Origin of the sequence: Chroococcidiopsis sp. CCALA 051, from assembly GCF_003015105.1 — a bacterium.
GTDB lineage: Bacteria > Cyanobacteriota > Cyanobacteriia > Cyanobacteriales > Chroococcidiopsidaceae > Chroococcidiopsis > Chroococcidiopsis thermalis.
Genome location: NZ_PYCI01000065.1, coordinates 13041 through 35275, shown reverse-complemented (window position 1 = coordinate 35275; position 22235 = coordinate 13041). Strand labels below are relative to the sequence as shown.

Genomic DNA, 22235 nt, shown 5'->3' with positions numbered 1-22235 from the left:
TTTTTAAGGGGGGCTATAGAAATCTCCCTTAATAAGGAGGGCTATAGAAGATTGTCTTTAACATATTATTTTGACTTTTGACTTTTAACTTTTGACTTTCGACTATGGTGTTACTCAACGATTTAACTCAACGCCTGCAAGCTGACGATCCAGAAGAGAAACGGATTGTTACTGGAGTGAGTTGGCAGCATTACGAAGCCTTAGTTGCCGATTTAGGCGATAATTCTGGCTATCGGGTTGCTTATTTAGATGGAGTTTTAGAAATTGTGTCGCCAAGTCGCCGTCATGAAAAGGGAAAAACTCGTATTGGTGGATTATTAGAACTTTTCTTTTTAGAAACAGATACAGAGTACTTTCCTACAGGTTCTACGACTTTTCGCAAGGAAGAAAGCCAAGCAGGTGGAGAACCAGATGAAAGCTATTGTATTGGCACTGAAAAAGATTTTCCCGATTTAGCTATTGAAGTAGTAGTAACTGGCGGTGGAATTAATAAATTAGAACTCTATCAGCGATTGAGTGTACGAGAAGTTTGGTTTTGGCAAAATGAGAATTTCTCTCTTTATCATTTGCGTGAAGAAACGCCTTCTCAGTTTCAGCAAACTTTTGGCTATGAGAGAATAGATCGAAGCGAAATATTACCGAGTTTAGATATTAATTTACTGGCTGAATGCCTCACTAACTCCAACCCCTTAGCAGCTGCAAAAGATTTTCGCCAAAGACTGCGATCGCAATTTAGTAAAAATTCAATTTAATTTCATCTTGCGGGCATTACCCACCCTATACTTAATTTTCACTACAAATACCTATCATTTTGACTTTTAACTCTTGACTTTTGACTTTTTGCAGGTGCGATCGCACTACTTAACCATCAGGATGCAGATTTCTCTCTAGCACCTTAAACTGAGTATAGCTATGTCAGCAATTCTGCCCCAAAAGATTATTTACTCAGCATGGTTTCTACTTCCTTAAATCCTCTCACAGTCGATCGCTCCCGTATTCGTCCAGATATCCAAGTGTTGCAAGCACAATTGGTAGAATGGCGGCGGCGGCTGCATCAACGTCCAGAACTAGGGTTTAAGGAACTTATTACATCTGAATTTATTACCCAAAAGCTACAAGAATGGGGCATCGAACACCAAACAGGAATTGCCAAAACAGGAATCGTAACCACAATCAAAGGCAAAAAATCTGTAAGGGCGCACAGCTGTGCGCCCGTTCTAGCCATTCGCGCCGATATGGATGCGTTACCCATCCAAGAACAAAATGACGTGCCTTATAAGTCGCAGCATGATGGTGTAATGCACGCTTGCGGACACGACGGACATACCGCGATCGCACTAGGGACAGCATACTATCTTTCTCAGCACCAAGAAGATTTTGCGGGTACTGTAAAAATTATCTTTCAACCAGCAGAAGAAGGACCAGGCGGTGCAAAACCAATGATTGAAGCGGGAGTGTTAAAAAATCCCGATGTGGATGCAATTATCGGTTTGCATCTGTGGAATAACTTACCTTTGGGTACGGTTGGAGTGCGTAGCGGCGCGTTAATGGCTGCGGTAGAACTATTCGACCTCAAAATTAAGGGGAAAGGCGGACATGGTGCAATGCCGCATCAAACAGTAGATGCAATTCTCGTCGCCAGTCAAGTTGTGAATGCTTTACAAACAATTGTGGCGCGAAATGTCGATCCAATTGATTCTGCTGTCGTCACAGTAGGAGAATTTCATGCTGGTTCTGCCCATAACGTCATTGCAGATTCAGCCCATCTGGGCGGTACAGTCCGCTATTTTAATCCGAAATATGACGGCTATTTCGGTCAACGATTTGAACAAATTGTTGCAGGTGTTTGTCAGAGTCAAGGTGCGAGTTACGAGTTAGAATACTGGCAATTGTACCCACCTGTAATTAATAATGCAGAAATAGCAGATTTGGTGCGATCGCAAGCTGAAAAAGTTGTAGAAACGCCCATTGGTATCGTGCCGGAATGTCAAACAATGGGTGGTGAAGATATGTCATTTTTCTTACAAGAAGTCCCAGGATGCTACTTCTTTTTAGGCTCTGCTAATCTCAGCAAAAACTTAGCTTATCCTCACCATCATCCTCGATTTGATTTTGATGAAACTGCTTTGGGTATGGGAGTAGAAATTTTTGTACGTTGCGTGGAAAAGTTTTGCAGTTGAAAGCTGTCTTTTCACCTTAAATGAGTTTGGACTGATTCTGGTTGTACAAGCCTTTGAGGAGAACTCCAATCGGGGCGTAAACTCTTTGCTTTGCGTAAATAAGGATGCCAAATCTGAACTTGGTTAGCAGGAAGATTTGCGTGGATTAAGCAGCGGATGCAACGTTCTAAACTACCTTCTACATGCATCTGCTGTACGTCAAGCATGGCTACGCAGTCCCAGAAAGGACGCTTGCGGGCGATCGCAGCGGGAAAAATGGCATCGAGATCGCGAGTGACAGTAAAAGTGACGCTCACAATTTGAGTCGGATCTAGCTGATTCTTCATCTCCAACTCATCTAACATTTCTGTCACGGCTTCGTCAATTGCCTGCACCGTATTTTCTGTAACGGTTGTTGCCCCACGAATTGCTTTTAATCGCCACTCCACGCTCAATTCCTCCTTAAATTAAATTAACCGAATAGTTGTTTGTGTTGATGAGTGGCTAGTGGTTGGTGGCTAGATTCTTATTCCGATCTAGTCACTAGTCGCTAGCCACTAGGATCTAGAATCAGCCAAAATCATCTCAATTACGGACGATATAGCCACAAAGGTAAGCCGCTGGTAGATAGCTCAAACTCTAACCAATCTACCCCAGTTAATAAACCAGATGCTACCGTAGACTCCCTAGAAAGTAATCGCTGCAATGGGGGTTTGCGTTCTTCTAGAGTGAAACACTTGGTTTTTTCTGGATCGAGTCCGACTAACTCTGCTGCCCAACGACGGGCATCTTCTTCAGTTCCCAACCGATCCACAACGCCTAACTCTAAAGCTTGCTGTCCGGTGAAAATGCGTCCGTCTGCAAAGCTTCTCACAGCTTCCTCTGTCAGATTTCGCCCTTCAGCCACAGATTGAACGAATTGCCGATAGCTGGTATCGATCAATTCTTGCAAAATATGTTGTTCTGGTTCTGTCAATTCGCGATCGAAAGCCAGGATATCTTTATAGGGTCCAGATTTGATTGTTTTGAACGAAACACCAATTTTATCTAGCAAGCGTTCTAGGTTGTTGCCCCGCAGAATTACCCCAATACTACCCGTAATCGTACCTGGGTTTGCCACAATATGACTGGCTCCCATGCCAATATAGACACCGCCAGAAGCAGAGATATTACCAAAACTGGCAACAATTTTGATTTTTTCTCGCAGTCGTTTTAAAGCACTATAGATTTCCTGAGAGTCTCCTACCGTACCGCCAGGGCTATCAATGCGGAGTAGTAAGGCGGGAAAGCGTCTTTCTTCTACAGTTTTGAGGGCTTCTAGAACTCTTTTGCGCGTCGCACTCGCGATCGCCCCAGTAATTTCTAGCCGTGCAATTTGTTTGCGAAAAGGGGTTTTAAACAGCCGTAGCATGTACAGTTATATACCAGACGTAACTCAATTTAGACTTTAAGCATAGAACATTTTTTCTCTGTAGATTTCTGTTACGGTACATAGCGATCGCTTCACAAAAATACATAATCGATTAAGATCGGAGAAATGTTATCTTCTCATCCCAGCCGTCAGCCATCCCATGCATCTGAAACTGACTGAATCAAGATTACCCTTTGCCTCCGTGCTACTAATCGCACCCTTTTTCCTCTGGGGAACAGCAATGGTAGCGATGAAAGGCGTTATTCCCCATACAACACCTTTATTCATGGCAGGAGTCAGACTGTTGCCTGCTGGCATATTAGTATTAGGTGCAGCAATGGCGATGGGTAGACCTCAGCCTAAAGGATGGGCGGCGTGGTTGTGGATTAGTCTATTTGCCTTAATTGATGGATCGCTGTTTCAAGGCTTTTTGGCAGAAGGTTTAGTGAGAACTGGGGCGGGTTTAGGATCGGTTATGATTGACTCCCAGCCTCTAGCTGTGGCTTTAATGTCGAGTTGGTTATTTGGCGAACGAATCGGTTTATGGGGATGGCTGGGATTGATGTTTGGCGTACTGGGGATTAGTTTAATTGGCTTACCAGACGATTTAATTCTCAACCTATTTTCTGGTATTACCCCTGTGCGGGCGAGTTTACCAGATATGTCAGTGTTGCAACAAATATTTCAGGTGAACCCGCCCCTACAATCCTTATTCGCCAGCGGCGAATGGTTGATGTTACTCGCAGCCCTATCAATGGCTGTCGGTACGGTAGCTATTCGTTATGTTTGTCGTCACGCCGATCCGGTGTCAGCAACGGGATGGCATATGATTATTGGTGGAATTCCCTTATTTGCTCTTTCTGCGGGGTTAGAGGCTGGGCAATGGGCAGATATTAGTTTATCTGGGTGGATATCGCTAAGTTATGCCACGATTTTTGGTAGTGCGATCGCCTATGGGTTATTCTTCTACTTTGCCTCTAGCGGTAACCTTACCAGTCTTAGCGCCCTTACCTTTCTCACACCTGTATTTGCCCTCTTATTTGGTAGCTTAATTCTCTCCGAAGTTCTCAGCCCCATCCAGTGGACGGGCGTTTCTCTCACCTTAGTTAGTATTTATCTCGTCAATCAGCGAGAGAAATTAGAACAGTTGTTTCAGAAATCCACAGCCAAAGAGTCACATCTATCCGAATCGGAAAAAGTTTTGGAAACAGCAAAGTCCGTACCTGTTCCTATGAAAGAATCAGAGTTATGAAAGTCAAAAGCTAAAAGTCAAAAGTTAAAACTGAGGAGTCAGGAGTCAGAAGGATGTAGAGACAATCTCTGCCATGCGCTATTCACTCATGACCAACTACCAACTACCAACTACCATTGAAACTATTATTTATCTCTACTTCCGTGGGACCCCTCGGCACAGGATTGGGGGGTGGAGTAGAATTAAGCCTGTACAATATTGCTCAAGAAATGATAAAGCGGGGGCATACGCTGCAAATTCTTGCCCCTCAAGGGTCGAAACTTGAGTCGATGCCAATTGTAGAAATTCCTGGTAATTTACAAATTATTGCCCAGAACCAGGAAAGAAATGCACCCATTACTATGCCGGAAAATTCTGTGCTGGCGAATATGTGTGAATATGCAAGACAAGTACAGAATGAGTACGATTTAATTGTCAATTTTGCTTACGATTGGTTGCCATTTTATCTCACCCCATTTTTTAAAACTCCTATTGCCCATTTTGTGAGCATGGGTTCAATTTATGCTGCGATGGATGAAATTGTGGCACAAGTTGCAGAGCAATTTCCAGGGACGATTGGTTTCTATACTCCCTCTCAAGGAACAACATTTTCTTTTGTAGAAGCGCACGGCAATGCACCCATATATTATCTCAGTAGTGGCATAGATTTATCCTTATATGAGTTTTGTTCTCATCCTCAAAACCAATTAGCTTGGTTAGCAAGGATTGCTCCTGAAAAAGGCTTAGAAGATGCGATCGCCGCAGCTCAAATTGCTAAAATTCCCTTAAAAGTTATGGGAAAAATTCAAGATGAAGACTACTGGCAGCAAATTTGTCAGACTTATGCTAACGCACCTTTTGAGTATTTAGGGTTTCTTTCAACCACAAAAATGCAACAAGAATTGCGTCAGTGTCGGGCAATGTTAATGACTCCCCGTTGGGTAGAAGCATTCGGCAATGTAGCAATTGAAGCCTTAGCTTGTGGCGTACCAGTTATATCATATCGCCGTGGGGGACCCGCCGAAATTATTCAAGATGGGAAGACGGGATTTTTAGTCGAACCAGATAGTGTAGAGGGATTGGTAAATGCGATCGCGCGTTTAGATGAAATTAATCGTTATACTTGTCGTCAACAAGCCGAAGCTGAATTTTCTTTAGAGGCGTTAGGCGATCGGTTTGAGCAGTGGTTTAGGGAGATTTTGCAGTTATAATTCTTCCCATTAAATCTGTATTAGCTATTTGCATAATCGTATACCTCCCAGGTATATTTTACGCTAACTACAGTTTCGGTATATGCAGCAATGCCTATTTGCCAGCCGCCACCGCCACTAAAACCAGGAGATTTATTAAAAGTAATTGCCCCTAGCGGCGCTTTGCGAGAAATGGCAGCATTTGAACAGGGGATCGAAATATGGCGATCGCGTGGTTATCAAGTTAAAGTTAGTCCTACAATCGGCGACACTTTTGGATATTTAGCCGGAACCGATGCGAGTCGTCGCCAACAACTCCTCGATGCGTGGCAAGATCCCGACTGTCGCGGTATTCTCTGCGCTAGGGGTGGCTATGGTGGGATGAGAATTCTGGAAGATTGGACGTGGATGGCTGGTAAGGGCGCACAGCTGTGCGCCCCCACATCCTTTCCCAAATGGCTTATCGGTTTTTCCGACATTACCGCCTTACTCTGGAGTCTATGTAAAGAAGGAATTTCAGGAGTTCACGCGCCTGTACTGACGACGCTAGCAGGGGAACCAGATTGGTCTAGACAAAGATTATTCGATTGGGTGGAAGGTCGTCCCCTATCTCCTCTCCAGGGGAAGGGTTGGGGTGGTGGCGTGGTGACGGGTGTGCTGCTACCAGCAAATCTGACTGTTGCGACTCATCTCCTGGGTACGTCGATTCAACCGAATTTTGATGGTGTTATTCTTGCTTTAGAAGATGTTACCGAAGCACCGTATCGGATCGATCGCCTTTTGACACAATGGCGTTTGAGCGGTGCATTTACTAAGGTTAAAGGTATTGCTTTAGGACGTTTTAGCCGTTGCGAACCACCGCCAAATATTTCTAGTTTGACTATAGAAGAAGTATTATGCGATCGCTTAGGGGATTTAAATCTTCCCATAGTTTCAGATTTGCCTTTCGGTCACGATGGTTGCAACGCCGCATTACCAGTTGGTATCTCTGCAACTCTAGATGCAGATAAGGGTCAGTTGACAGTAGAGAGTGATGCGTGAAAATACCTCTCGCCAACTACCACTTACCAACTACCGATTACCAATTTTAAATTTGTTATCTTTCTTCTGTCACCTTAGCGGGAGTAAAATAGATGGTAAAACTTTCTATTTCACTGCTAGAGCATGGTTGAGCCACGTCCTGCCGTTACTACTGTTGGCTTCGTCGATGATGAGTGCAATGACTACCAAGACCTGTTTGGCGATGTGCGGACGCAGCGCACCCCGTGGCAGGTGGAACAGATTCGAGCCAGGCGGTTAGAGTCGATCGAACAGTTGGTTGGAGAACGTTCAATCCAGCGCCTGTATTGATGCAACAGGCGATAAAAAAGCCGGAAAAACTACCGATTCTGTTGCCAAGCAATACATTGGTAACTTGGGTAAAACAGATCGTGGAATTGTGTCGGTCAACGCTGATGCAGTCGTAGATAACATCACGTACCCATTGCAATTGAAGATATTCAAACCACGCTCACGACTGCAACCGGGTGATGTATATAAAACGCGCCCCCCAATTAGCGGTGGAAATTTTACAAGCACTTGAGGAATGGAAATTCCGCTCTTGTGCTAGTACTAGCAAACAGCTGATATGGAGAAAGTGGAGATGTGATTCACGAATTTCTTCGCTTAAAACTTCCTTTTCTGGTTGCAATTCGTAGTCCTCATGGTGTGCTACTAGTAGTAGCAGGTCAGAAAGTCCATTACAACCGAGCCGCGTGCATTCGTTCAAGCTCTCTCTCATCGACCAGATGAAACTCGCTAGAGAGCGCGAAATTGTCTTTAGCAAAGCCCATCCAATCCGCTACTACAAAATCAGTCAAACAAACAGCCCAACTACAAATCCACTTGAGACTTGGTTTGTGATGACTAATCTACCTAAATCTTGGCAGTTACAATTGGGGAAACGCTATAGCCTTCGCGGTTGGATTGAGTATGGATTTAAACAGGTGAAAAATGAACAGGGGAAGGGCAGATTTTCGAGTCACTGACTATACCAGTATTGAGCGGTGGTGGGAAATAGTTTTGAGTGCCTATTTATGAATTAGTTGGCACGCAAATGACTTTCGCACCCCAGCCCAGACTCGTCATACTCAATCTACTTCAACTTCAACTTTTATTCTGCTAGTGTGACAGAAGAAAGATTAGTATTTGTGAGATCGGAGTTAAAAGCGGCGAGAAAATTCTCGCTATTGAAGAGGTTGCCTTCGGTAGTTTGAGTCAATTCTGTTTGTCCAGAAGGGGAACCGCTACCAAGCGACGTTAGTAAATCTTGTTTGATTTGTTCGGCTAAAGAGTTAATACTAATATCCAGCTCGGTATTGACTTCGCGATCGCTAAAAATGCTTTCATTGATGTCAATACTTGGAGTCGTTGTTGATGACTCGGAATTCCAACCACTACCGAGTAAACTCAAGAAATCTTTCCCGACTCGATCGATCAGCGAGTCAATACCTTGACTAAGTTGGTTGCTATCGGCATCGCTATTATAGAAATTTCCCAAACTACTGGTTAGCAAGCTGTCAACCTCATCGCTAATGGCATTGCGATCGGTAACAAACGTCCAATCGCTATTCCCAATAACTAGCTTCCCATCACCAATATCCTTGAAGCCATTGGCTAAAGGATTACCAATAACTAAGTTATCGTTACCGCTAAATCTGTTGCCATTACCAATCGTTGCATTGCCACTACCGAAATACCAGTTACCATTGCCAATCGTTGCATTTTCACTACCAAAATGCCAGTTGCCATTACCAACGGTTTTGTTGGCATCATCAAAGTACCAGTTACCGTTACCGATGCTTTCATTAGCATTAGCAAAAAGCCAGTTACCGTTACCAATGGTTGCATTCTCAGTTCCAAAATACCAGTTACCATTACCAACAGTAGCGTTATCGTTATTGTAATACCAGTTGCCGTTACCGAGAAGATCGTTGTAACTAGCAAAAAGCCAGTTACCGTTACCAACAACTTCATTACCACTACCATAATGCCAGTTGCCATTGCCAATAGTTCTATTATTAGTAGCACTAGCCGCACTTTCAGGATCGGCTAAATCGGCAAGACTCGTCAGCCAGTCACTATTATTAATAGGTATGGGTAGATTGTTAAAGGCAAGGTTACTATTACTATCGCTAGAAGACGAGTTATTATCAGTGGTTAAACCGTTACCTTTGAAGTATGCGATCGCACCTTGAAGAGTAGTATCGCTACCAAAAGGCGAGTTGCCTTCACTAGAAGAATTAAGATCGATTAATTGCTGCCAGTCTCCATTAGCAAATATCCAATTACCGCTACCAGTAATAGAATTGTTGTTGTCATGGTACGTGCTACTACCACTCGTACTCAGGTTATCAGTATTGATAAAAGGATTGCCACCTCCAGCAAACGGGTTACTATCTTCGCTACCTGTAGGCGGATTATTGCTGTCAGCAGAGGAAGCTGTACTGCCTTCAGGAGGACTACCAATACCGCTAAAGATATTAGTTAAACCTTCTTCACCTGTAACTTCGCTTAAAGGACCAAATGGCGACTGTTGCAGTAGGTTATTTAAATCGGTAGAGGAAAGATCGTTTTGAGTCGGAACGAGATTATCGCTACTAGTAGTATTGTCTTCGCTAACTAGAGGGCTTTCAGCACTAGTAAATGGATTATCCTCTTCACCTGGATTAACACCACCAGCGAATATATTCCAAAAGTTATCACCAGCAAAAGGATTACCACCGTAAGCTAAATCGCTTTCTGAATTGGGATTGTCGCTAGCAAATGGATTCTCTGCATTATTGCTATCAGCAGCATCACCAACACCACTAAAAATATTAGCAAGATCCTCAACATCTAAGACTTCACTTAAGCGACCGAACGGCGATTGTAGCAGTAAATCGTTTACGTCGCCCGAGGAACCATTGTTACCTGGTTCAAAAGAGTTAGACTCAGAGGTGGACATGAAGCTACTTCTCCTAATTACTAGTACAGAGTTCTAAGTGGCAAAAATATTCTATATATCCAGAAATTAATCAGTATTAATTGCTAATGCTTTGCGCATTATCTTTGCAAAAAATACTTGTCTTGCTATCAAAGCTGAGTTGCTAAGAGTTAGCACTTGAACTACGAATACAATTACAGGATTAATTAATACTGTATTTGATACTAAAATAGTCTATACTTCGTAAGACATGATTGTCAGTGACGAATCTTTCGAGCAATTTGTTATTTATTTTTTTCTAATCGATCTAAAATCAATAAGCTGCAAGTCATGATTTGCAGCTCATTGATTATTTTTACTTACGTCCTGCAACGCCTCTAATATGGTTATAGCCAAATTACCGAAGCTGAATTTGTGTCAAGACTGGCTTGGGCTTGAGGAGCATTTAGCAATAAATTATTGTACTCATCGCTATGAGGAACTACGATCGCGTCATTACTAATAGTTAAGACTTGACTCGGAGTAGCTGCACCACTGAAATTCCAATCGCTACCAATCGGATCGGGAAAATTGCCACTATTCTGATTGTTCCCGTCAGCAAAGATATTCCAAAAGTTGTCACCAGCAAAAGGATTGCCACCGTAGAGGAAATCGTTACCCATAGGAGAAATATCCTCCTCGTTGGTATTGCGATCGAACGAATCGCTATTACCAAAAACGTTGCTCGACCTGTCCGGTTCGAGAGCTTCACTGAAGCGACTAGAAGGCGAACCTAGCAAAATATCGCTGTGATTACTCGTGCGATCGCTAGCAGCGCTACTATTATCCAACATACTATGTTATTCGTTTACGAGTGGCAGATTATTTCTGAGTTTTTGCTTTTTGGTTTGACTACCTTTCACTGTATTGGCAGTACCGCGCCAAACCATTAGGAAAAAAGCTCCAGCAATTAAGGTTCCCAAGCCAGTTTTTATGACATTTTTTGTCAAGTTTAGACTATTGGCTGTATTTTGTGATGCTTGTGCTTGAAATTTCTGCTCAGACTTAGCAATTCCAGCTAGAATTTGACTTTTTAATTGCTGAGGATTTTGAGATGTTGGCGCATTAATTCGTAAATTAAACCGAGACAATGTATCTGTAATTTCTCGATCTGTTTGAGCTTGACTGAGTTGTTGCTTGATAACTTGAAGCTGTGCTGATTGTTGCGCGATTTGGCGATCGCCTCCTTCGTGTATGCGCCAAGCAGAACTGACAATTAAAGGCAGTAGCAATAGAAACAATATGCCAGCTACCAGAGCCGCTCTAGACAAAAACTTGAAAATTTTAAAGTTTTTCTCGCCAATTAAGAGAAATACTAATCCAATTAATGGCACAGGCGATCGCTCAACCAGATGGCTTGCCATTTGAAACTCCCACGCAGGATTGGTAAAACCTGGAGGAATAAAAATACTAATAATATCTAAAAGTGACAAAGCCAATAAGACATAACCAGCTATGCGAAAAAGTGGACTAAACCAAAATTCTTCACTACTAGATTGAGACATGAAAATTTACCTTTTTGAAGTTAAAAGTTAAAAGCCAGAAATCAAAAAATTAGAAATCAGGTATTGTATGAGCGAGTCAATTATCGTACACACTCACTAAGTTATCAGTCATAATGAACTCGCGAAACTGAAGGAAATATGTCTTGGCAGTACCATCAATTAATGAATGTCTGCTAGTACGAATTGCTGATTCTATGTCGTAACTTTTGTCTACTAGATACAGTGCAAAAGCGGCATTTAAAGTGACGAGATCGACCAGTGCTTTTCGTCCCTGTCCGCTAAGAATAGCTAGAAATTCTGCGGCGTTATCTGTAGCATTGCCTCCAGCTAACTCCGATTCTGGGACGGTTTCCATACCAAAATCTTCAGGCACGATTTGCTTTGTACTGATGCGATCGCCCCGTACTTCTATAACTTGAGAAGCACCCGCTAAGGTGATCTCATCTAGTCCATCCGAACCAGTAACAACTAAAGCCTCTATCCCTAATTCCATTAAAGTTTCTGCAATAATTTGCGCTACTGCTGGATCGCCACAACCGACAAGTTGATGTTTGGGTTGGCTGGGATTGAGTAATGGTCCTAGTAGATTAAACACAGTAGGATAACCGACTTCAGCTCTAGCAGCTGCGATCGCCTTAAAAGCTGGATGCCAATCCCGGGCAAATAGAAAACTCAGCCCAGTCGTCGCTAAACTTTCAACAGCCTGCGCTGTCATCGCTGTTAGAGAAATTCCCAAAACTTCCAGCAGATCGCAGGAACCGTTAGGTTTAACTGAGCCTCGATTACCGTGCTTAGCAACTCGAATCCCCAAAGCGGCGACAATAAATGCTGCCGTGGTAGAAACGTTATAGCGCGGTCGGCGCCCCCCGCCAGTACCGACAATATCGAGATCGACATGACCGAAGTTTGCTCGCCGCCTTCTGTTCCAAAGGACATCGCGATATCCCAGGAGTTCTTGAGTTTGGGCATCGACTACTGGTCGAGTTTGCAAAAAGCTGACAATTTCATTGAACTCAGCTTCACCCGACAAGAGATACTCCATCACCTGACGTGCTTGTTCTCGCGATCGCGGTGTTTGCATGTGATTGGTAGTTGGTAATTGGTAATTGGTAATTGGTGGCTAGTGACTAGTGACTAGCCACCAGCCACTCCTCACTTTCCACTGACAACTGGTAACTGATAACTGTTAACTGATTCTTTAGTCCAGCGATTCATGGCTTTACCGACAACGGCGAGTTCTTGCATCAAGGAATCGAACCGTTCTGGAGTAAGTGATTGAGGTCCATCGGATAAAGCTTTGGCGGGATTGGGATGGACTTCGATCATTAACGAATCCGTACCTGCCGCGATCGCTGCCATTGCCATTGAGGGGACGTACTCGGCTTTACCCGTACCGTGGCTGGGATCGATCGCGATTGGTAGATGGGTGAGCGATCGCAACACGGGAATAACTGATAAATCGAGTGTATTCCGTGCATACTGGCGATCGAAACCGCGAATACCCCGTTCGCAGAGAATCACATTTGGGTTTCCTGCTGCCATGATATATTCGGCTGCCATCAGCCACTCTTCAATCGTGGCTGACATTCCCCGCTTGAGGAACACTGGTTTGTCCTGCGCTCCCACCTTCTTGAGTAGGGGAAAATTCTGCATATTTCTCGCCCCTACCTGCACGATATCTGCTACCGCTGCCACCTTTTCCAGATCGGCAGTGTCCATCACTTCAGTAATAATTCCTAAACCCGTTGCATCGCGGGCTGCAATAAGTAAATTTAAAGCACTCTCCCCATGTCCTTGAAATGCATAAGGGGATGTACGAGGTTTGTAAGCACCACCGCGCAGGAACTTTGCGCCTGCTGCCTTGACTCTTTGAGCAGTATAGACGATCATTTCTTCGTTTTCTACCGAGCAAGGACCTGCGATTGTTACGAGCGGGTGGTGTTCCCCAAAAGGGACGAAACCATTTGGAGTTGACACAACGACTTCGCTAGGTTCACCATGACGAAACTCGCGGCTGACGCGCTTGAATGGTTGTTCGACCCGCACGACTTGTTCGATCCAAGGACTGAGTTCTTGGACTCGGAACGGATCTAATTCAGCTGTGTTCCCAACTAGACCGAGAACAATTTTGTGTTTGCCAACACTTTTTTCTACTTTCAAACCCCAACTGCTTAATTCCTCAGAAATGCGAGCGATTTCCTCTTCTGGAGTACCGCTTTTCATTACTACGATCATGTTAATTTTCCTGCTAATTTTTTATTTGGTAATGGGTAATTGGTAGTGGTGCGTGGTGAATGTTTTAATTCCGAATTCCGAATTCCGAATTCCGAATTGAGTACTAGCTCCCAATCCCTAACTTCACGACAGTTTGTACGTCCTTATCGCCACGTCCAGAGCAGTTGATGACAATACGCGGACTGCCACTTAATTGCGGACAGAGAATATCTAAATAGGCGATCGCGTGGGCAGTTTCTAGAGCTGGAATAATCCCTTCTAGTTGAGCCAAATTTTTGAATGCATCTAATGCTTGGGCATCCGTGACACTGTAATATTCGCCGCGTCCGATATCCTTTAAATAGCTATGTTCGGGACCCACACCAGGATAGTCTAGTCCAGCGCTAATTGAATGTGCTTCTACAACTTGACCGTCTTCATCTTGCAGTAAGTAGCTCATTGCACCGTGCAACACGCCGACTCGTCCTTGCGTGAGAGTTGCTGCGTGTTTTTCCGTGCTGACTCCTTCCCCAGCTGCTTCAACTCCAATTAACCGCACTGTTGGTTCGTTGACAAACTCGTAGAACATTCCAATTGCGTTAGAACCTCCTCCGACGCAGGCTAAGAGAATATCTGGCAACCCGCCCCATTTTTGCTGACATTGGGCGCGAGTTTCCGTACCAATAACAGCATGAAAGTCTCGTACCATCATCGGATAGGGATGAGGTCCAGCAACGGAACCTAAAATATAATGAGTTGATTCTACGTTTGTGACCCAATCCCGAATTGCCTCCGAAGTTGCATCTTTTAACGTTCCCGTACCTGCCTCTACTGGGCGCACCTCCGTCCCCATCAGCCGCATCCGAAATACATTTAGGGCTTGCCGTTCCATGTCGTGAATGCCCATGTAGACGATGCACTGCAACCCAAAGCGAGCGCAGACAGTAGCAGTTGCAACCCCATGCTGACCCGCTCCCGTCTCGGCAATAATTCTTTGCTTGCCCATCCGTTTTGCTAATAAAACTTGAGCGAGAGCATTATTAATTTTATGAGCGCCCGTATGGTTTAAGTCTTCTCGCTTTAAATAGATCTGCGCTCCCGTGCCATCGGGTCGCTGGTAGTGTTGGGTCAGACGCTCGGCAAAATATAAAGGGCTGGGTCTGCCAACATAGTCATGCAGTAGTTGTTGCAACTCAGCCTGAAAGCTGGGATCGACCCGATATTGCGCGTAGGCTGCTTCTAGTTCGGTTAGTGCAGGCATTAATGTTTCCGGCACGTACTTACCACCGAAACGCCCAAACCGACCCAAGGAATCGGGTTGTACTTGTGAAAGATTATTAGTTTCTTTGATGCTAACCACGGTTTTTATTGGTAATTGGTAATTGGTAGTTGGTAATTGGTAGTCGCTTCTCCGCCCCTCTGCTCCTCTGCCCCTCTGCTCCTCTGCCCCTCTGCTCCTCGCTCCTCGCTTCTCACAGAAATTGCTGATTTTAGTTCTCGACATAATTGAGCGATCGCCTGCAATCCTTCAGTTGAGTTTGCGGCTGCTAAATGTTTGACAAAGGCACTACCGACGATCGCCGCATCTGCGCCCCAATCTTTGACCTGACGTGCTTGTTCGGCTCCAGAAATCCCAAAACCAACACCAATCGGTTTATCGGTAATGCGGCGCATGTCTGTTAGCAGAGTTTTTACCCGTTCTTGTAAGTGCGATCGCACTCCCGTTACACCCGTAACGCTGACAAGGTAGATAAAACCTTGCGATTGACGAGCGATCGCGGCTATCCTTTCGGGAGAGCTGGTAGGCGCTACGAGTAAGGTGGTCTCAATGCCAGAATCAGCCGCAGCTTGAATTAACTCTGTCGCTTCTTCTAGAGGTAAATCCGGCACGACTAACCCCCGCACCCCAGCGCTGGCAATTTGTTGGCAAAAGGCACGAACGCCTCGGTTTAAAATCGGGTTGTAGTAGGTAAATAAAATCAACGGTGCTTTGAGATTGGGGCTGACAGTTGCTACCATTTCTAGCACCTGCTCTAAGCGCGTACCTCTTTGCAACGCACGGGTTGCCGCTGCTTGAATTACAGGTCCATCAGCCAGTGGATCGGCATAGGGAACGCCCAACTCGATAAAATCTGCACCATTGCGATCGAGAGTATATAAAGCTTCAGCCGTTGTTTCTAAATAAGGATCGCCAGCTGTAATAAAAGGAATCAAAGCGCATTCTTGGCGGCTGCGTAAAGATTGAAAGTAATCTGAAATCATTTGGGTAATGGGTAATAGGTAATGGGTAATAGCTAAGTCGGTCGTAAGTTAGAATTACCTAACCACTACCAACTACCAATTACCAACTACCAGTTTTAGTATTCAATAAACTACGTACAGCTTGTTCTACATCGGGTTGTTTGACGAGAGATTCTCCAACTAAAACTGCACGAACGCCAGCGTTGGCAACTAGGGATAAATCTTCAGGTGTATGCAAACCAGACTCGCTGACAACGGTAATGCCCAAATCGCTAATTTGTTGCCGACGCTGTGTCATTAGTAGCCGTGTTGTTTCCAAATCGACGTGAAAGCTTTCCAGATTGCGATTGTTAATTCCAATCAGGCGCACATCGGATAGTGCTAGCACGCGATCGAGTTCGTCAAGTGTGTGTACTTCAACTAAAGCAGTCATGCCCAATTCATGAGCAATTTTTAAAAAGTTTTGCAAACTGCTATCTGATAAAATGGCTGCAATTAGCAATACTGCATCTGCTCCAGCAGCTCGCGCTAGATAAATTTGATACGGATCGATAACGAACTCTTTGCATAATAGCGGTAGTGCCACACTTTGCCGAATTTTCCGCAGATTGTCAAAACTGCCTTGAAAGAATTTGCGATCGGTCAAAACTGAAATACAGGTTGCGCCGCTTTGTTCGTATGCTTGGGCAATTTTTACCGGATCGAAGTCAGCACAGATAACTCCTTTACTTGGCGATGCTTTTTTGACTTCGGCAATCAAACTTGGTTGGCGATCGCTTTGCTCGATCGCCATCAAAAAGTCTTCTGCCCACGGTGTATCGTTGACCTGTTTTTGCAACTCAGCTAATGGCATATCTGCTTGTAGTTGAACAACTTCCTGCTGTTTATGCCACACAATTTCAGCCAAAACATGACGCGATTTACTGTTAGATGCAACCTGATGATTGATTTCGATAGTAGCCATTGAGAACTCGGTTGTGAGGGATAAGTCAAAAGTCAAAAGTTATTAAAATTAGTTACTAGCTACTCGCAATTACCCATTAACCATTACCCAACAACAACAGATTTTGATGCTTGAAGATTGGCATAGTTGCCAACAATATTTTTGACAATTTTTAAGCCGATGTCGCTGTTTAGGGTCATGATTGATTCGGGGTGAAACTGAACTGCGGCAATTGGCATTTCTCGATGCTCGATGCCCATAATTACATCATCATGAGAAATTGCTGTAACTTTTAAATCTGGGGGTAAGAGTTTCGGTAGCGCAAATAATGAATGGTATCTACCGACTTCAAAGGATGTGGGTAAGTTCTCGAACAAATGAGACTCTGAATCTGTAACAAAAACGCGAGAAACTTTGCCGTGTTGAGGATAATTCAGTACTCCTAGTTCTCCGCCAAAAGCTTCGACAATTCCTTGTAGTCCCAAACAAACGCCAAAAATCGGAATTCGTCGATTGACGCAGGCTAAAACTGTTTCTGGAACGCGAAAATCCTTGGGTCTACCAGGACCGGGCGAAAAAACTACCAAATCTGGACGCTCGGTGTCGAAAACTGTTTCGCTAAAGCCGTGGCGTAGCGTTTTGACGATCGCCCCAGTTTGACGAATGTAGTTGGCGAGGGTGTGAACGAAGGAGTCTTCGTAGTCAATCAGCAGCACGTATGGATGCTGGTGCGGGCGATCGCTGATTAATTCCTTTATTTCACTTGACAAATCGTTACCGATTTGCTGGGCGCGGTTGATGGTTTCAAACATGGCAGCAGCTTTCGTAATAGTTTCTTGCGCTTCTGCCTCTGGAATTGAGTCATACAAGACGGTAGCGCCAACTCTGACTTCGGCGATCGCATCTTGCAATCTAATCGTGCGTAAAATCAGCCCTGTATTCAAGTTACCGTTGAAGTTTAACCAGCCAACTGCACCACCATACCAACGCCGAGAACTAGGTTCGTGCCGTTCGATAAACTGCATTGCTGCACGCTTGGGTGCGCCTGTCACCGTTACTGCCCAAGTGTGCGTTAAAAAGGCATCTAAGGCATCAAATTCCGGTCGCAGTTGTCCTTCTACGTGATCGACTGTATGAATTAGATGACTGTACAATTCGATTTGGCGGCGACCGATCACTTGCACCGATCCAGGTTCGCAAATCCGCGATTTATCGTTGCGATCGACATCAGTACACATCGTTAGTTCGGCTTCATCTTTGCGGGAGTTGAGCAACTGACGAATTTGTTCCGCATCTTCAATCGCATCCTGTCCGCGCTCGATCGTGCCGCTAATCGGGCAGGTTTCAATATGCTTACCTTCCACCCGCACGAACATTTCTGGAGAGGAACCAATTAAATATTCGTTACCTAAGTTAAAAATAAATCCGTAGGGACTGGGATTGACTTGCTGTAATGTTTGAAATAATTGAGCCGGAGATGCTTCGCAAGCAGCAAAAAAAGTTTGGCTGGGAACAACTTCAAATAGATCGCCTCTTTGAAAGTATCCTAGTGCTTCTCGTACCAGTTGAGCATATTCACCAGGGGCGCGATCGCAATCTTGGGTTGGAGTTAGATGTTGACCCTTGTAGTCCATAGATTCACCTGTACGCGGTAAACCTCTGGTGCTGCTGTTGTCTATCTCAAACTCATACTGATAGCGAAACGCCGTTTGTTGATAGCGATCGACAACGACGAGTTCATCTGGCAAATATAATACTAAGTCTCGTTGGTCTGTGGGACGAGAATGCAACTTTGGCATTGACTCAAACTGAAATACCAAATCGTAGCCGAATGCACCATACAAGCCTAAGCGATCGTCTTCGCTACTGTGGAAAGTATGTAACAACCGACGAATTACGGTGAAAACAGATGGTTGCCTGCTGCGTTCTTCCTCGGAATATATTCTTTCGGCTAATTTAACCGTGCCAACAATACAATTGTTTTCTAGCTGGACTGTTTCTAATTGTGCGTCTTCAGATAGACGCGCTGCCAAATATGGTAATAAAACCACGCCGCGATCGTTATGCGCCCTCAGAGTAAAAGTATTCTCGCGGGTAGCAAGTTCCAAGGGTGGATTGACAAAGCCAATCGCCCATCGCTTGTAACGCCCAGGATACTCATAGCTACTCGTCAATACCCCTCCCCGCTGAGAATTGAGTTGCAATAACACCTCTGCGATCGCAGAATCGACCGGAATCTCGGTGGTAGAGTAAGAAACGCGAATACCGCCTTCGGTTTTATAGCAATGGGAATCAGGTATCATACGGAGAGCTAAAAGATATTTGGGATGCAAACAGGGATTGATGGAGTGGCTAGTGGCTAGTGGAGCCAGTGGCTAGTGGCTGGATTTTTTTCTAGTCACCAGCCACTAGTCACTCTCTACTGATAACTAACTTTTATTTTGTCCGTTAGAGAAAAGCTTATAAAAATCCAGCAAGCCTTACTATGAGAATTGTTTCGATAGGCTTGCGATTTTTTTCGATCTTGCTAAAACAGGACTTTCACTAGAAGAAATCAGGCATCCAGGGTGATGAATTAGCAAATAAAGCCGTTGCTGTGGCGATCGCTGATTCCGTAGCCTGGAGATATCCCATTTGCTGTAGTTGCTGGGGAGTGAATAAGTTTGTATACAACGGTGCTAAACCGCGTACGTCTAACTTCATCTCACCTTTACCACCTCTTGTCACCTCACCCCGTCCGTTGGCTACAGACAGAATAAACTTGCCCTGATTTGCGTCTAACAGATCGTCTTGGACTTCTAAGTGCAACTCTGATTCGACACCAGAGGGATAACCCCGTGCGGCTAGAGCTTTTTCTACATTAATAATTCGCAATACCCAACGCTCAACAAACTTGGGGTCTAGGGTTTGCTCTGGTAGTAATAAGCTCAAAGATTCAACTACAGAACCTCGCCACTGTACCTTATTGACCATTGAACGATGTTTAGCAAGAAAAGCCCAAAAACTTTTAGCTGCTGCTGTGGTAAGAATAACCCAATCTCTCACCACCAAATAGGATTCATTTTCTCCTCGGCGTTGCCGAAAGATAATATAACCTTGGGGTTGGTCTAATGAACCTAGCAAATAAGCATAGATGGTTTCTTTTTCATCTGGCTGCATCAGTCTTTGCCAAATCGCTTGATGACGTTCGAGATTACCATTATTTGACTTTGCCTGCTGCTGATAAAGCTTTTGCCATTCAAAGTTCTCTAGTGCTACAGGTATAGCAGGTAGCGGCTGCTCTATTATCTGAATACTCTGAGTTGGAATTTCCCAGCTACAATAGCTTCCACCTTGTTCGTAACCAGCTTTTCTGTATAAGCGTTGCGTAGCTGGATAAAGTACCGAAAGCGGCATTCCACTCTCATGCAGTTCCCGTACTACATTTTGCATCAGAGCGATCGCTGCCCCCGATCCCCGATGTTCTGGCGCAATCCCCACGGCTGCAATGCCTGTCATCGGCACGCAGACACCACCATACCACTGCCCCATCGGCAGCAGCCCCAAACCTCCCACAACTTCTTTAGCTTGCCGGATAACGCGAAAATTGTCTACGCCAATCCTGTTAAGGTATGGCTCCGTATCGCTGGGAGAGCCGATAAAACATTGTTCGACAATCTGCCCCAGTTGCCGCTTCTCTATCTCATCTGCCAGCTTGCCGTAGGTGAATTCATGAATCATGAGTTTGTTACTAGCCCGCAACAAACTACAATTATACTACATAAGGTAGCAATGCCCATCCTACGTGTATTTCATCGCAATTCTCGGTTGTGTGGATGACATTTGTAGGGGCGCACAGCTGTGCGCCCCTACCAGACGTGCATTGCATCCAATTGAGAACCGCTATCAAAAATCAAAGAGCAATGCCCATCCTACGTGTATTTCAAAAATCAAATAGCGATTATATCTATCAACTCAAAATACTTCTATAAGCATCTACATATTCTTGTTTCATTGCTGCATACATCTGCTCTAATTTATTTTCTCCCGATGTATGAGCATTAATCGCTACATTGACAACCTCGGCTAAATCTTTTTCCAATCCCAACTCATCGAGTGATAATACGAGTGTATCTTTGCTCAGAAGTTGCATAACTCCTACTATTTTCTGTTTGTAATAACTTCCAGAGTAAATTCCCACAGTAGGAATATTAAACAGAGCTAGGATTATATTAAAGTGGTAAGCACAACCGATTCCTACACGAGCGCCAGCCAAGCGACTTAAAAAACTGCGCCATCCCTCTTCATAAGGATCGCGAATAACTAAACTATTTTGATAATAGCGATCGAGGATTTCGAGTAAGTTGCGATCGCCTGGACCCGGTTCTCTACCAAAACAAAAGTATTCTGGTTGAGAATTTTGATTATCTAGTAACTGTTTAAGATAGTTTTCTAAACTGATTTTAATTAAATTGTAGTTATAGTCTGGAAAAGATTTCAGATTAATAGCTGTAATAGGATTTGAACTATAATTGTAATTGCGTTGCTCGAATTTTAGCTGAGCGAGTGTAGGCAAAAGCAAAATAACATCGTCGCCTAAAACTTTAGTAGCTACGTTAATTTTCAAATTTTTAATTATCGACAAAGACTCCAGTTCTCTCACAAACAAATAATTAAACTTTTTGACAAAAAGCTTAAAAATTAAGAGACTTGCTCTACTTTTAAAAGGTCCTAAACCCAAACCCGTACCAATAACTTTTATCTTTGGATTAAAACTGCGTGCCAAGCTAATAGTTATGTATTCATAAATAATCACCTCTAACCAACGTTCGTTAAGATATCCTCCGCCTATGTAGTGAATGACATCTAGTTGCTTTAAAAAATTAATATATTCTTTGGTAAACAGAGCTTTTTGAAATAATTTATATGAAATGATGTCGGTAAAAATAATAATTGCGATCGCCACTAATTGACAAAAGCTTAAAAAACGCGATTGTTCTAACCATTCTCCTCTCAAAACATGTCCGAGGAGTTGGTGTACGACTAAGGGAAATTGAATCGGTATTCGCAACTGTTCTAGTTTCAAGTTAATTCGGTAAATGATATCCGACCACTCTACCGAATGCTTTAACTCTAAATCGCTATCAAATTTGAGTTGCGATCGCGATTCAAAATTCTTCGAGCCATATAATTCTAAATTTTCTCGGGTTAGTCTCAGATGCTTGCTGAAAAATTCTAGAGTTGAGATGAGTAAAAGATCGTCTCCAAAGTTATATAAATTGTAAGCACCTCTGAGATAAATCTTTTTCTTTTGATTCATAAAAATGCTTCCCCCAGTTTTTTTGGGGGTTATAGAGGA

General features: G+C 43.9%; 20 protein-coding genes. 7 read left to right on the top strand and 13 right to left on the bottom strand.

Going from position 1 to position 22235, the window contains the following annotated elements; translation table 11 throughout:
• Nucleotides 1–104 precede the first annotated feature (104 nt).
• On the top strand, nt 105–752 hold the full coding sequence (locus tag C7Y66_RS16900; RefSeq protein WP_106546486.1) for a Uma2 family endonuclease: 648 nt from the start codon (nt 105–107) through the stop codon (nt 750–752).
• A 198-nt stretch (nt 753–950) separates the two neighbouring features.
• Nucleotides 951–2180, top strand: a complete 1230-nt coding sequence (locus C7Y66_RS16895) for a M20 family metallopeptidase (protein WP_106546485.1) — start codon at nt 951–953, stop codon at nt 2178–2180.
• 11 nt (nt 2181–2191) lie between these two features.
• On the opposite strand, the gene aroH is transcribed toward C7Y66_RS16895, so the two are convergent.
• Together aroH and sppA are read right to left on the bottom strand one after the other, a co-directional pair.
• A complete protein-coding gene (gene aroH / locus C7Y66_RS16890) occupies nt 2192–2608 on the bottom strand; it encodes a chorismate mutase (protein ID WP_106546484.1) in 417 nt (138 codons plus the stop codon).
• Nucleotides 2609–2748: 140 nt separating this feature from the next.
• Nucleotides 2749–3570 carry a signal peptide peptidase SppA gene (gene sppA, locus C7Y66_RS16885; protein WP_015153997.1) on the bottom strand — a complete coding sequence of 274 codons (822 nt, stop codon included), beginning with the start codon at nt 3568–3570 and terminating at the stop codon, nt 2749–2751.
• A 160-nt stretch (nt 3571–3730) separates the two neighbouring features.
• Between sppA and C7Y66_RS16880 the strand changes: the two genes are divergently transcribed.
• The 5 genes from C7Y66_RS16880 (at nt 3731) to C7Y66_RS16860 (ending at nt 7573) form a co-directional block, all read left to right on the top strand.
• A complete protein-coding gene (locus C7Y66_RS16880) occupies nt 3731–4822 on the top strand; it encodes a DMT family transporter (protein ID WP_106546483.1) in 1092 nt (363 codons plus the stop codon).
• A 116-nt stretch (nt 4823–4938) separates the two neighbouring features.
• Nucleotides 4939–6012, top strand: coding sequence for a glycosyltransferase family 4 protein (locus C7Y66_RS16875; RefSeq protein WP_106546482.1), 1074 nt, complete (start codon nt 4939–4941; stop codon nt 6010–6012).
• A 90-nt stretch (nt 6013–6102) separates the two neighbouring features.
• Complete coding sequence (locus tag C7Y66_RS16870; protein WP_106546481.1) at nt 6103–7032, top strand: LD-carboxypeptidase; 930 nt, start codon at nt 6103–6105, stop codon at nt 7030–7032.
• 123 nt (nt 7033–7155) lie between these two features.
• A complete protein-coding gene (locus tag C7Y66_RS31165) occupies nt 7156–7341 on the top strand; it encodes a hypothetical protein (RefSeq protein WP_106169948.1) in 186 nt (61 codons plus the stop codon).
• On the top strand, nt 7310–7573 hold the full coding sequence (locus tag C7Y66_RS16860; RefSeq protein ID WP_106546480.1) for a transposase: 264 nt from the start codon (nt 7310–7312) through the stop codon (nt 7571–7573). Before C7Y66_RS31165 ends, C7Y66_RS16860 begins: the two co-directional genes overlap by 32 nt.
• 570 nt (nt 7574–8143) lie before the next feature.
• On the opposite strand, the gene C7Y66_RS16850 is transcribed toward C7Y66_RS16860, so the two are convergent.
• From C7Y66_RS16850 to C7Y66_RS16800, 11 genes are all read right to left on the bottom strand, one after another.
• Entirely contained in the window at nt 8144–9976 is a 1833-nt protein-coding gene (locus C7Y66_RS16850) for a hypothetical protein (RefSeq protein ID WP_106166617.1), read from the bottom strand.
• A gap of 365 nt (nt 9977–10341) precedes the next feature.
• Entirely contained in the window at nt 10342–10788 is a 447-nt protein-coding gene (locus C7Y66_RS16845; protein ID WP_106166618.1) for a hypothetical protein, read from the bottom strand.
• 6 nt (nt 10789–10794) lie between these two features.
• Complete coding sequence (locus tag C7Y66_RS16840) at nt 10795–11499, bottom strand: HpsJ family protein (protein ID WP_015155159.1); 705 nt, start codon at nt 11497–11499, stop codon at nt 10795–10797.
• A 76-nt stretch (nt 11500–11575) separates the two neighbouring features.
• Nucleotides 11576–12580, bottom strand: coding sequence for an anthranilate phosphoribosyltransferase (trpD, locus tag C7Y66_RS16835; protein WP_106546479.1), 1005 nt, complete (start codon nt 12578–12580; stop codon nt 11576–11578).
• A 71-nt stretch (nt 12581–12651) separates the two neighbouring features.
• Complete coding sequence (gene aroF / locus C7Y66_RS16830) at nt 12652–13734, bottom strand: 3-deoxy-7-phosphoheptulonate synthase (protein WP_106166620.1); 1083 nt, start codon at nt 13732–13734, stop codon at nt 12652–12654.
• Between the two features lie 103 nt (nt 13735–13837).
• The gene (trpB, locus tag C7Y66_RS16825) at nt 13838–15073 is read right to left on the bottom strand and encodes a tryptophan synthase subunit beta (RefSeq protein ID WP_015155156.1); all 1236 of its coding nucleotides are present in this window, start codon (nt 15071–15073) and stop codon (nt 13838–13840) included.
• 5 nt (nt 15074–15078) lie between these two features.
• Nucleotides 15079–15975 (bottom strand): tryptophan synthase subunit alpha, encoded by an 897-nt coding sequence (gene trpA / locus C7Y66_RS16820; RefSeq protein WP_233222719.1) that lies wholly within the window; start codon nt 15973–15975, stop codon nt 15079–15081.
• A 79-nt stretch (nt 15976–16054) separates the two neighbouring features.
• A complete protein-coding gene (gene trpC / locus C7Y66_RS16815; RefSeq protein WP_106546478.1) occupies nt 16055–16918 on the bottom strand; it encodes an indole-3-glycerol phosphate synthase TrpC in 864 nt (287 codons plus the stop codon).
• An 83-nt stretch (nt 16919–17001) separates the two neighbouring features.
• Nucleotides 17002–19200 (bottom strand): anthranilate synthase, encoded by a 2199-nt coding sequence (locus tag C7Y66_RS16810; RefSeq protein ID WP_106546477.1) that lies wholly within the window; start codon nt 19198–19200, stop codon nt 17002–17004.
• 241 nt (nt 19201–19441) lie between these two features.
• A complete protein-coding gene (eis, locus tag C7Y66_RS16805; protein WP_015155152.1) occupies nt 19442–20617 on the bottom strand; it encodes an enhanced intracellular survival protein Eis in 1176 nt (391 codons plus the stop codon).
• Nucleotides 20618–20846: 229 nt separating this feature from the next.
• The gene (locus tag C7Y66_RS16800; RefSeq protein ID WP_015155151.1) at nt 20847–22196 is read right to left on the bottom strand and encodes a polysaccharide pyruvyl transferase family protein; all 1350 of its coding nucleotides are present in this window, start codon (nt 22194–22196) and stop codon (nt 20847–20849) included.
• Between the last annotated feature and the right edge of the window lie 39 nt (nt 22197–22235).